Below are 12,017 nucleotides of genomic sequence, written 5' to 3' on the forward strand. Positions count from 1 at the left end.
GCGGTGGCGCGCCTGCGAGCGCCCGGAGGGCGCGAGGAGCCCGCGAGGGACGCCGCGACCGAAGGGAGCGGCGAGGCTGGGGAGGCGTGAGGTGCGGGGCTGTGCGGGGCGGGGTGGGACACAAAGGGGCAGTCGCCGGCGGCTCCGCCGCCGGCTGCCAGAGGCGCGGAGCGCCTCGCTGCCGCGAGGCCCCCGAGTCCTCGCGACTGGGGCTTTGGGAATGGTCACCGCGCCAGCAACTACTTCTTTCTTCTCATCTCGATCTCTCACGAAACACCCGTCCTATAAGCGCTCGAGATATGACGGCTGTTTCAGACGAAGACTCATCAGGGAATCAGCCTTTCTACGGGATCGGAACGTCTCGAACCCCGGAGGTCACCGTGAGAGCGGCATCGAGAGCCGGTAGGCCGCCCAGAGTTGGGCGACGGTCACGACCGCGAACGTCGCGAGCGCGCCGCTCGTCCAGAGCAGCGGATCGACCGCGCCGACCACCGGCGCGCCGAGTTGGGCCGCGAGCACGACACAGAGCGTCACGACGCCGAGCAGCTGGTACAGTTCCGTCCACGTGAACCCGTAGCCGGCAACGACGGTCATGTACCGCTCCACGTCGCGTGCGCCCCGGCACGCGCGCACCTCCTTGCGCGTTCGGTCGTACTCGACGACGCCGAGGTCGTGGAGTCGCGGCAGGTGCGTCTGGTGGAGGGAGGCGTACACGCTCTCGCGCACGCAACGCGGGGCGGGCCACTCGCCCGTCTCGTCGGCGGCGATCGCCTCCGAGAGCTCCCTGACCGAGACGGCCCCGCCGCGCGTCCGGAGCTCTCGGAGGGCGTTCTTTCGGCGGCTGTTCGAGAGCACGTCGTGGATGACGGTCTCCGGGAGCGAGTCGGATCGGATCCGTAGGGAAATGGGAAACACCTCGTCTGAGAAGGTGAAGGACGACTGGGGGGATATGTATGTGCCGCGTACTGGTGTGTCACATGCTACCAACCGAATACTGCCGATCCGCCCCGATCCGCGGTAGGTAGTCCCACGAGATACGGTAGGAGGTGACAGTGGGGGCGGTAGGGGACGCGGACGGAGCCGGTAGGCACCTCGATGCGTCCGGTATGACCCTCGATCCGTTCGTTCCGACTGCTCCTCTAAAACCGCTGAATCGGCCGATTTCGGTCGAACGAACGGTTATATCGGTCGATGGTCGGGTTCGGCCGGTCGATGGCGGCGTTCGGATCCGACGTGTCGAGTCGTAACTATCCCCCCTTCCGCTAAGGGAGGGGTACTGGCCGAAGACGCCAGGGATACTCAATGGACGACAACAACAACTTCGGACTCTCGCGGCGCAAGATGCTCGGCGGCCTCGGCATGATCGGCGTGGCCTCCGCGGGTGCGGGACTCGGGACGACTGCCTACTTCAGCGACGAGGAGAGCTTCGAGGACAACACCCTCACCGCGGGTTCGCTCGACCTCTTCGTCCACGTGGACTACTCCGAGGACCAGGGCAGTTACGGCAGCTATCAGACCCCGGATGGAACGTACATCGACGGCAACGTCGTTGGCGGTAGCGAGGGTGAAACCCTCCAGATCGAAGTCGAGGACCTGAAGCCCGGCGACTCCGGCGAGGGCGAGTTCTGTTTCTCCATCGTCGACAACCCCGCGTACCTGTGGATGTGCGGGGAACTGACCTCCAACGACGAGAACACCGTCACGGAGCCGGAGGCGGACTCCGAGGACGAGAACAATTCACAGACGACCGACGATCTCGATGGCGACGGCGAGCTCGCCGACGCGATGGAGGTGACGGTGTCGTACTGTACCCGCGACGAGGAGGGCGAGTCGGATGTCGGCGACGACATCGTCTCGGGTTCGCTCCGTGAGGTCATGGCCGCGCTTCAGGCGGGTGTCCCGCTGAACAGCGACGGGGATTCGGATGCTCCGGTAGCGAACCGCCCCGCGTTCGATGGCGTCGACGCAGCGTTCGACGAGGAGGACGTACCCCAGATCGACGAGCAGTGCGTCTGCTTCACGTGGGAGGTTCCGGGCGAGGAGGTCGGCAACGAGATCCAGTCCGACTCCGTCACCTTCGACTTCGAGTTCTACGCGGAACAGGCCCGCCACAACGACGGGACGACCAACCCGTGTGCGGACGAGTCCTACGAGGCCGACTACGTCAACCCCGAGGGCATCGCTCAGCCGATCCCCGACGGTGTCGCGCGAGTGGACGTCACCTACGGCGACGATCAGGTCGTCTACGGTATCACGTTCGACGAACCCGCCGGCAGCCAGTACAGCCTCGCCGACCCGAACTTCGCGAGCGCGAACTTCTCGATGCCATTCGATGGCGACGACGACGGCGCCTACGACTACCAGGTCGCATGGAACGCACTGGGCAGCGACGAGTTCCGCTACTCCGCGGTCGAGAGTGGCCCGAACTGGGAGAAGGACACCTCCACCGGCTGGTCCGCGGTCCCGGCAGCGATCACTGCGGTTAAGTTCGGAAACCAGGCGGTCATCGCCGTTCCGCGTGCTGATCTCGCCGCCGGCGGGAACAGCTACGTCTTCGGATTCGGTGCGAGTGCCGGCGGAGAACAGCCATCTGTCGGGATCCCGGTGGGTGGCCCGTACTCCAGCACGGCCAACTTCACCAGCAGCGAGAACGGCCAGAGTGCGACGCTCCAGTAGTCTCGCGTAACTCTCCTCGGTGATCGGATCACCGAGGATCTCCGATCTACCTCCCACGCGGGCGCATACGACGGTTCGACTCCGTCGGTGGGATTTCCCCAATGGGGATGACACATCATGGAAAACGACAGAATCGGACTCTCGCGGCGCAAGGTGCTGGTCGGGCTCGGAGCGATGGGCGTCGCCTCCGCGGGTGCGGGACTCGGAACCACGGCGTACTTCAGCGACGAGGAGAGCTTCGAGAACAACACGATCACGGCCGGGCAGTTCGAGCTCGAGGTCACGCAGTCGACCCACGTCGTCGACCAGGACGGGATCGGACCGGACGAACAGACGTTCGACTCGATGCTGGCCGAGGCGCAGGAGGAGGACCAGACGATCGAGGTCGTCGACGGCTTCCTCGACATCACGGACGCGAAGCCCGGCGACTCCTACAAGTACTGCTGGGACGTCTGTGTGAAACACAACCCCGGCTACGTCCAGATCACGCTCGACGGCGACGAGTCGACGGGCAACGACAACGGCGTGGACCACGTCGACGCCTCCGGGCTGCTCAGCGAGTACATGCTCGCGGTCGTCACGATCGACGACCAGCAGGCGGGCGACGACGAGGACATCGTCTTCCAGGGCACCCTCGGCGAACTCATCGACGAGTGGGACGAGGGTGGACTGATCCACGCGTACGCCGGCGTCGAAAACGACGAGCCGGTCGTCGAGTACTGTCACCTCCCCTGCGAGTCCGACGTAGAGGGCGCGGAGCTAGCGGAGGACTCCGTCGAGGTCTGCGTCTACCTCTACTTACCCTCGCACGGGGACATCGGCGAGGAGGTCGCCGTCGACGGAACCACCTTCGACATCACGGAACAGATGTCTCCCGGCAACCTCGTTCAGGGCGCTTCTTTCAGCGGCGACGTCCACTTCGCGGCCGAGCAGTGCCGCCACAACGACGACCCGTTCGCGGAGGAAGCGGAGAGCGACGACCCGGCCAACGAGAGCGACGTCTCCGGCGATGACGGCGGCAACGCGACCGCCCTCGACGGCGGCGAGAACTGAACGAAGACCTGACCGACGGGGGAATCTCCCCTACCATATCACACACACATGACGGACAAGAAAACTACAGGACTCTCCCGCCGCACGCTGCTCGGCGGTCTCGGAGCCATCGGCGTCGCGAGCGCCGGTGCGGGCCTCGGCACCACCGCGTTCTTCAGCGACGAGGAGGGTTTCACCGACAACACGATAGAGGCCGGAGCGGTCGAGCTCCGGATGGACTGGCAACAGAGTTACTACATGGGGCTGGAGGGGCAAGACCCCGAAGACCACACGACGTGGGAGCCGGTCAACGCCTACCCCGACCTGGACGGCGACGACCGCCAGGACCCGATCTACACGCGATTCCAGCTCGAGGAGGACCCGACGCTGGTCGGACTTCCGGCCAATGCCGACGAGGACGCGATCGAGGAGGCCTACCGCGGCCAGTTCGCGAGCTTCGAGGACACCGACGGGAGCGGGAACCACGAGTTCGTGGGTCCCGTCATCGACTTGGACGACGTCAAGCCCGGCGACCGCGGCGAGATCACGATCAGCAAACACGTCTTCGACAACCCGGCGTACCTCTGGCTCAACGCGAGCGGCTTCGAACACACCGTCGGCGAAATGAACGACCCCAAACGCGAGGCGCTCGTCGAGCGGTACGCCGAGGAACTCGGCGAGGAGTTCACCGACGACGACCTGATCGCGCTGGCGGAGGCGGAGGCACAGCTCGCGAAGGAGATCGAGACCACGCTCTGGTACGACGACGACTGTGACAACTTCTTCGACGAGGGGAGCGACGTCTGTATCCAGTTCGTCGTCGACAACACAGACTCGATGGGAAGTTCGGCACCCATGGGATCGACCACCGATTACAAGGACAAGCTCCTGATCGAGGCGCTCGAAACGTACGTCGACCGACTCGACACCGGAAACGGAGCCGAAAGCAGCGACGGTGACACTGCCCCGTTCAGCGTCGGACTCACCAACTGGACGACGACCGCGGATACCGTCCTCCTGCCGACGAGCGACGTGAACGACGTCATCGGTACCGACGGTGGAAGTTACAACGACTCCACGGGCCTCCAGACGATCGACTACCAGGACGAGATCCTGGGTGGCACCGACCTGCCGAACGCGATCCAGGCGGGAGCCGATGTGCTCGGTGAGTGCCCCGAGGACGATGAACGGGTAATGGTCCTGATCACGAACGGGATCAACGTCGATACGAGCCAGTTCCTCGCCGCGGCCAGCGACAATCTCCGATCGGAGGGCGGGGAGGTCGACAGATACCTGATCGTCGGGTTCGGGACGCCACCGAACTCCGTCGACGTTCTCGAGGAGATCAGCACGCTTCCCGGGAACCACCGGTTCATGCTCGTGCTCGACACCGACATCGATGCGGCCATCAACGGCCCGACCGACCCGAACACGAACCCGAGCACGAGCGTCGCCGAGGAGATCGGCTTCACCGCGGGCGGCGAACAGCCGATCTTCGAGGGATCGCTGTACGACCTCCTCACGGAGAGCCCCAACGTCACCTCGGACGGGTTCCTCGACGAGTACGTGGTCGACGGCATCGCGGGCGGCTACCCGCTCGACTCGGACCGCAACCGCGAGGGTCGGCAGTGTTACCCCAACTCCGACACGCGCTGTATCGCGCTCGAATGGCACCTCCCCTACGAGGTCGGCAACGAGATCCAGGGCGACTCCGTCGTCTTCGATCTGGACTTCTACGCCGAGCAGTGCCGCCACAACGACGGCACGTACAACCCGTTCGCCGACGAGACGGCCGGTCCCGCGTAGTCTCGCCGAATGAGACCTGCGGGCAGGTCGGCTGCTCGCCTCCCACTCGAAGCCCCGTAGGGCGGTCGAGACGGCGGTTCGAATCCGCCGGTGGGCGTTCCCCTTCGGGGGACCAATCATGACAGACGAAGGAATCGGACTCTCGCGGCGCAAGATGCTCGCCGGCCTCGGGGCCGTGGGCGTCGCGTCCGCGGGAGCTGGACTCGGAACGACCGCCTACTTCAGCGACGACGAGTCGTTCGAAGGCAACACGCTCACCGCCGGTGAGTTGGATCTGAAGATGGACTACCGGATGACCTACCGGGGTGGCCCCGGACGGCTCGCGGAGCTCCAGGAGAACTACCCGAACGCCACGTTCGTCGACGAGGACATGGAGCCGACCGACGACGACACCGGCGTGTACCTCCTCGATCAGGTCCCCAACCGATCGGAGTACCCCGGAGCCGAGGACTGGGTCATCGGCGCGAACGGCGTCTATGACCCCGAGACGGGCGAAGGTGAGGGGTTCCAACGCGACGAGCTGATCGACGCGGGTGACCTCGAGGACGCACTCATCCGTATCGGGGACGTGAAACCCGGCGACTACGGCGAGGTCACCTTCAGCACACACCTGTACGACAATCCCGGTTACATGTGGATGGGCGGGATGCTCACGGACGAGAACCAGAACGGCTACACCGAACCCGAAATCGAGGCGCTCGAGGAGATGGGGGATCCCACGGACGACCCCGACGGTGACGGGCAGCTCGCCGACTCGATCCGGGCGAAGATCTGGTACGACGACAACTGCGACAACGTCCACCAGGGAGAGCGCGACGAGGAGAGCGAGGGCGTCGACGTGATGCTCTCGATCGACAACTCCGGCTCCATGGGAGGCGGTCCCGGGAGCAAGATGGAACAGGCGAAGGCGGCGGCGCTGGACTTCGTCGAGAACCTCGGCCCCAACGACCGAGTCGGCCTCGTGACGTTCGAATCGACCGGGCAGCTCCGACAGGGCCTCACGAGTACCCACTCGAACGTCGAAACGTATCTCCAGCCCGAGCCCGCCGGGATCTCCGATGCCGGACGCACCATGATGGACGCCGGTATCGATCTGGCGGCCGACGAGCTCAACGACAACGGTCGAAGTGGCGTCGACGAGGTCATCATTCTGCTCGGCGACGGCGAGCCGAACGAGTCGGATCGTGCCGGTTCCGACCACGTCCAGAACGCGAAGGACGCGGCAACGGACGCGAAAAACGACGGAATCACCGTGTTCACGATCGGGTTGGGTGTCAGTAACGGAAGCACCGCCCAGAACACGCTCATAGACATGGCGAGTTCGAGCAACGGAACCACACTCTACTACGACTCGCCGACCGGCACGGATCTCGACGACATCTACTCGCAGATCTCCTCGGTCATCCTCACCGGCGAGGAGGTCATCGCCGAAGGCACGCTACGCGAGGTCATGGGCGCGCTTGAAGAGGGAATCGAACTGGACGCGAACGTCCAGACGGAGGACCGGGTCTGTTTCACCAACTCCGTGACCCGGTGTTTCGGCTTCGAGTGGGAGCTTCCCACCACCGTCGGAAACGAGGTCCAGACCGACTCCGTCGAGTTCGCGATCGGCTTCGCCGCGGAACAGTGCCGCCACAACGACGGCGAAACGAACCCGTACGCGATCGACGCCGGCGGGAACACGACGGATGGCGGGAACGTGACACAAGCGTAGTCGTTCGCTCACGGGCCCCCGGACCCGGTTCCCCCACCCACTCGAATTCCTCGTTTGGAACGGTCGAGACGGCGGTTCGATCCCGCCGGTGGGATTCCCGATTCGGGACGCGAAAACACGCGATCGAGAACGGGACTCGAGGGCCAGATCCGCACGACAGGCACACCCTGTCGGTCGTTCAACCGGTCAATCAACGCGGTTCGGAGTCCGAACCGTTCGGGTAGGAGGCCCATACATACGTACCGAGGTGACGTGAGACACACCGACGATCCGGCCGTTCGGAGCCGACGACGAGGACACGAATGACGAAACCAGACACACACCTAACGCGGCGGCAGGCCCTCGCGGGCATCGGAGCCGTCGGCTTCGCGACCGCCGGAATGGCCGGAGGGCGGTCGACGGGCAGCTGGGACCGATACACGAGCTACACCTACGCGCAGTCGGACGTCCCGACGCAGCTCTTGGTCGGCTGGCGCAGCAGATACAACGGTCAGCTCGTGGGCGAGAGCCCGACCGACGAAGTCGCGGAGGTCGACGAGCTCGCCGAGACGGTCCGACTCATCGACCAGGAGAACGTCCTGCCGATGGACACGGGCTCGACGAGCGTCGGTCTCCGGATCGACGATCCGGGCGAGAACGTCCCGGACGGCGTCCGGGTGTGGATGAAGATCGACCCGGAGATCGGCTCCGACGCCGCGAGCCAGGCGCTCGCGGAGCGGATCGATGTCTCGGTTCGCTACGACACGGGATTCCTCGGCGTCGGCGGCTGTGCCGGCGCGGAGAACGTCGACGACCTCCCGAGCTTCGGTGACGGGATCTTCTCGGGCACCCTCGCGGAGCTCGACGCCGACGATCTGACGGAGGGGATCGAGGTCGATCCCGGGATCCTCGACAACGGCTGTCTGACTACCGAGGAGAGCCGCTGTCTCGCGTTCAACTGGGAGTTCCCGATCGGCGATGGCGGCAACGCCGGGAAGGGCGGCTCCGTCGACTTCGACGTGAAGTTCTACGCGGTCGACTGTGCGTGGACCGGCAATCCGTTCGCGGAGCCGGTGCCGGATCACGAGGAATCGGAGGGCTCGGAGGTGTCGGAATGACCGCCGACGGGAGCGGACGGGGGGCCTCCGGACTGGCCGGCCTCAGCCGTCGCCGGCTCCTCGCCGGGCTCGGCGGGCTCGGCGCGATGGGGGCCGCGAGCGGCGCGGGCACGTTCGCGTACCTCTCGGACGAGGAGGCGTTCCGCCGCAACGAGATCGGTGCGGGGGAGGTCGAACTCGAGGTGTCGTGCTCCGGTTCGAGCGTGGACGGCGACTGTGCCGTCTCGAACGGGACCGTGAGCTTCACGCCCGAAGAGCCGATCGACCGCGGCGACTGGGGTGACGTGACGTTCGACGTCTCGGTGCGGAGCAACCCCGCACGGCTCTGGTTCGCGACGACCTGTCCGCGGGTTCGGGATCCGCTCGGCGACGCACTCGACGTGTCGCTCAAGGTCGGAGACGACTGGGTGTTCCCGTCCGGATCGCTCTCGGATCTCCGCCGCGAGTTCGCGGGCGGACTCCGGGTCGACGACCGCGACGGCGACCCGTGTCTCGATCCCGGGGCAGACGCCCTCGAGATCGAACTCGTCTGGGAGCTTCCCGAGGACGCGCCCGCCGCGGTGGCGGGAGAGACGACCGGGTTCGAGTTCCGGCTCTACACCGAACAGTGCCGGCACGTCTCCGAGGACGAGGCCGAGGCCGGATCGAACCCCTACGCGGGGATCGAGTGTGACGAGCCGGAACCGGAGTGTGTAGTCTGTGACGGGGAAGACGAGGACGTCTACTCGCTCCTCGAGTTCGAGTACCTCGGGAACGAGACGGCGTATATCACCGCCGGAACCCAAGGAAAGGGAACGAACGGTGAGATCGCCTTCGAGGGGGACATCGATCCCGGCGAGACGTTCGTCGCCGACGGCGCGAACGTCGGTGGCAACTCGGGCGCACTGGGTGCCAACCTGTATCTCGACGATGGGAGCGACGGCCAACTCCAGAACGGAAACGGACGTCCACCCGGAGTGAAGGTCCACACGAGTTGCTCGGAGGACCTCTACGTCGGCCAGGAGTTCGATATCGACGGCGCCCCACGATATCAAATCGTCGCCGGAGAGATATTCGGAAAGGGACGGATCTGTGGCGATCCGACCGGAGAAGACGATGGGGACGACCACGACGACTCGGGCGACTGCGAGTGCGGCGGAAACGTCCGCTACCGTGATCTGACGTTCCGCTACGACGGCGGATCCGACGCCACGATCCGGGTCACCACCCAGCAGACGGGCGGTGGAAACGAAGTCGTGTTCGAGGAGACGACGATCGCACCCGGAGGAACGTTCACCGCCGACGGGAATGACGTCCCTCAAGCGTGGGGCAACGTCGGAACGAGCCTCGGACAGAACACGACGATCGAGATCGTCGACGGCGGCGACGACGGCGCCACGGAGACCGTCGAGATCCACACCAGCTGTTCGGCGGTCCTCACGATCGGGGACGCGTTCGGCTCGGACGGATCGGGAGGAACGCTCTATGAACTCGTCGGCGGGACGTTCACCGACGAAAACGCGCTCTGCGGCTCGGAGGACCTACAATGAACTCACCTATCACGCTCAAACGCTTTGCCAACCTGCTCGGGATCGCCCTGCTGATCGCGGTCGTCGCGCCCTTCGTGGTGTACGCGGTGCCGGCGGTCGTCGGGGCGGAGTACAGCTTCGTCGTGTTGACGGCGAGCATGACGCCCGCGATCGCCCCCGGTGACGTGGTGGTCGTCGACGAGCGCGACCCGGCGGCCATCGCCGAGGGCGACGTGATCACGTTCGTCCGCGGCGAGAGCGAGGTCCCGGTGACCCACCGCGTGGTCGGCGTGACGGAGGCGGGCGGAGGGATCGCCTTCGAGACGAAGGGCGACGCCAACGAGGACCCCGATTCGGCGCCGGTTCCGGCCGCGAACGTCCTCGGCGCGGTGGCGTTCTCGATCCCGTACATCGGGTACGTGATCCAGTTCACCGACTCGCCGACGGGGTTCACTCTCCTCGTGATCCTCCCGTTCGCGCTACTCGTGTTCTCGGAGGTCTGGAGCCTCTACCGCGCCCGTACCCCGACCGGCGGAGACGCGGCGACGGAAACCGACGATCTCGCGAACGATCGCCACGAATCCGCGGATTCCGGATCCGTGGACTCCGAGTCCGTAGGTTCCGAACCCGACGGAGTCGCGATCGAGGCGAACGCGGTCGCAGAGCCGCCCGCCGAATCGGCCGTCGAACCGTCCGCCGAGTCCGGCTTCGTGGTGACGAACCGGACCGTCGAGGGAGCCGTCGTGGTTCTCCTGGGATTCGTCCCGTACGCGGCGTACGTCGCCTACACGCTCCAGACGGCCCTCGCCGTCGCGGTCGCGGTCGGCACCGCGACGACGCTGCTGATGGCGGCCGTTCTCCTCCTTACGGGCGGCGAGGATGCCGAACCGACCACCGCCGACGGCGACGATGACGCCCCGACTGACCGCGACGGGCGGCCCGCGTCGGACGAGCGGATCGAACCGAACGAGCGGCCCGCATCGACCGACCGAGATCCGATGGGGATCTTCGAGGCGCCTGAGGTCGCCCCCGTCATGGACGGCGGAACCGAGCGCACTCACGAGGAGGCCGATGAGGTGGAGCGATGACTCGAACCGCGTCGGTGATGCTCGTCGCGGTTCTCGTGCTCGTTGCCGGGTTCGGGAGCGGATTCGGGACGCTCGCGGTGTTCTCCGACGAGGTCACCGTTCAGGGGAACCTCACGGCCACGGACGACCTGACCTCGTTCGAGACCTCGGCGGATCCGAACGGCACCGAGACGAACGAGTCGACGACGAACACGTCGGCGTCCAACGGTTCGGCGTCCAACGGTTCCGCGGCGAACGGTTCCAAGGCGAACGAATCGACGACGAAGGAGTCGGAGGGTGGAGAGCGGAGCCGGAAGTCCGGCGATCCGCCGTTCGGCAACGGAAGCGGTGTCGGTCCGTCCGGCGAGCCCGAAACGAGCGACGGGAACGGTACGGGTCCGAGCACGGACGCCCTCGGGGAGACGGCCAATGGGAGCCTCGACGACACGCCGGAGAACGACACACCGGAGAACGACACCGGGTCGGGAGAGCCGGACGACGAACCGAAGAACGGAACCGATCCGACTCCGACGCCGGAGAAGTCACCGGCCACCGACGCCGAGGAGCCGTCGACCGACGAAGGCGACGAGAACGCATCGACGAAAGCGGACACGTCGGGTTCCGCCGAGAACGACGAGAAACCGGTCGATGAAGACGGCGTGGCGGATGGGAACGACGGCGACGAGGACGCGACCGATGGGGACTCGACCGACGAGGACGACGTCCTCGACGACGAAACCACGGGATCCGACGAAACCGGTTCCGAGGATGCCGAACCGGACACCGAAACGACCGGAGACGGCGGTGACGAGCCGTCCGAGGGAACCGCCGAAGACGACGGATCGGACGTCGAAGACGAGGAGGACGACGGATCGGGTGGTGGAGCTGACGGGGATGACACGTCCGATGGCGGAGATGACACGTCCGATGGCGGAAACGGCGAGGAGACCGGTGACGTGAGCGACGACGGTGATACGGCTGTCGGGAGTGATGAGGCCGCCGACGCCACCGTGAGTGACGATACCACAAGTGACGCCACGGACGACGATACCGTGGGTGATGATGCCATCGACGACGGGGACGGTGATGAGTGATCGACGCGAGGGTCGTTGTGTCC

The 12,017-nt window shown here is 66.0% G+C and carries 8 protein-coding genes and 1 pseudogene; 8 read left to right on the forward strand and 1 reads right to left on the reverse strand.

Features of this window, described 5'->3' with window-relative positions:
- Positions 1-375 precede the first annotated feature (375 nt).
- Positions 376-855 (reverse strand): DUF7344 domain-containing protein, encoded by a 480-nt coding sequence (locus tag F3H10_RS10010; protein ID WP_188127920.1) that lies wholly within the window; start codon positions 853-855, stop codon positions 376-378.
- 447 nt (positions 856-1,302) lie between these two features.
- Between F3H10_RS10010 and F3H10_RS10015 the strand changes: the two genes are divergently transcribed.
- The 8 genes and pseudogenes from F3H10_RS10015 (at position 1,303) to F3H10_RS10050 (ending at position 11,994) form a co-directional block, all read left to right on the forward strand.
- Positions 1,303-2,676 (forward strand): SipW-dependent-type signal peptide-containing protein, encoded by a 1,374-nt coding sequence (locus tag F3H10_RS10015; RefSeq protein WP_149784632.1) that lies wholly within the window; start codon positions 1,303-1,305, stop codon positions 2,674-2,676.
- A gap of 117 nt (positions 2,677-2,793) precedes the next feature.
- Positions 2,794-2,947: pseudogene (locus F3H10_RS16580) on the forward strand (SipW-dependent-type signal peptide-containing protein); the annotation flags it as partial.
- Between the two features lie 830 nt (positions 2,948-3,777).
- The gene (locus tag F3H10_RS16360; protein ID WP_223174292.1) at positions 3,778-5,514 is read left to right on the forward strand and encodes a vWA domain-containing protein; all 1,737 of its coding nucleotides are present in this window, start codon (positions 3,778-3,780) and stop codon (positions 5,512-5,514) included.
- Between the two features lie 118 nt (positions 5,515-5,632).
- Positions 5,633-7,228: a vWA domain-containing protein gene (locus F3H10_RS10030; RefSeq protein ID WP_149784634.1), complete on the forward strand. Its 1,596-nt coding sequence runs from the start codon at positions 5,633-5,635 to the stop codon at positions 7,226-7,228.
- A 302-nt stretch (positions 7,229-7,530) separates the two neighbouring features.
- The gene (locus F3H10_RS10035; RefSeq protein WP_149784635.1) at positions 7,531-8,325 is read left to right on the forward strand and encodes a hypothetical protein; all 795 of its coding nucleotides are present in this window, start codon (positions 7,531-7,533) and stop codon (positions 8,323-8,325) included.
- The gene (locus F3H10_RS10040; protein WP_149784636.1) at positions 8,322-9,854 is read left to right on the forward strand and encodes a DUF7467 domain-containing protein; all 1,533 of its coding nucleotides are present in this window, start codon (positions 8,322-8,324) and stop codon (positions 9,852-9,854) included. The genes F3H10_RS10035 and F3H10_RS10040 overlap by 4 nt, the downstream gene beginning before the upstream one ends.
- Positions 9,851-10,921 carry a signal peptidase I gene (locus F3H10_RS10045; protein WP_149784637.1) on the forward strand — a complete coding sequence of 357 codons (1,071 nt, stop codon included), beginning with the start codon at positions 9,851-9,853 and terminating at the stop codon, positions 10,919-10,921. The genes F3H10_RS10040 and F3H10_RS10045 overlap by 4 nt, the downstream gene beginning before the upstream one ends.
- Positions 10,918-11,994 (forward strand): putative sodium/potassium/calcium exchanger, encoded by a 1,077-nt coding sequence (locus tag F3H10_RS10050; RefSeq protein WP_149784638.1) that lies wholly within the window; start codon positions 10,918-10,920, stop codon positions 11,992-11,994. Before F3H10_RS10045 ends, F3H10_RS10050 begins: the two co-directional genes overlap by 4 nt.
- The last annotated feature ends 23 nt before the right edge of the window (positions 11,995-12,017 follow it).

It is taken from the genome of Halorubrum aquaticum, from assembly GCF_900113615.1.
GTDB classification, from domain to species: Archaea; Halobacteriota; Halobacteria; order Halobacteriales; family Haloferacaceae; genus Halorubrum; species Halorubrum aquaticum.

Excerpts from the sequence above, each read along its gene's own strand:
- F3H10_RS10050 (WP_149784638.1), top strand. The coding sequence starts at position 10,918 with ATGACTCGAACCGCGTCGGTGATGCTCGTCGCGGTTCTCGTGCTCGTT.
- F3H10_RS16360 (WP_223174292.1), top strand. The coding sequence starts at position 3,778 with ATGACGGACAAGAAAACTACAGGACTCTCCCGCCGCACGCTGCTCGGC.
- F3H10_RS10040 (WP_149784636.1), top strand. The coding sequence starts at position 8,322 with ATGACCGCCGACGGGAGCGGACGGGGGGCCTCCGGACTGGCCGGCCTC.
- F3H10_RS10035 (WP_149784635.1), top strand. The coding sequence starts at position 7,531 with ATGACGAAACCAGACACACACCTAACGCGGCGGCAGGCCCTCGCGGGC.
- F3H10_RS10045 (WP_149784637.1), top strand. The coding sequence starts at position 9,851 with ATGAACTCACCTATCACGCTCAAACGCTTTGCCAACCTGCTCGGGATC.
- F3H10_RS10015 (WP_149784632.1), top strand. The coding sequence starts at position 1,303 with ATGGACGACAACAACAACTTCGGACTCTCGCGGCGCAAGATGCTCGGC.
- F3H10_RS10030 (WP_149784634.1), top strand. The coding sequence starts at position 5,633 with ATGACAGACGAAGGAATCGGACTCTCGCGGCGCAAGATGCTCGCCGGC.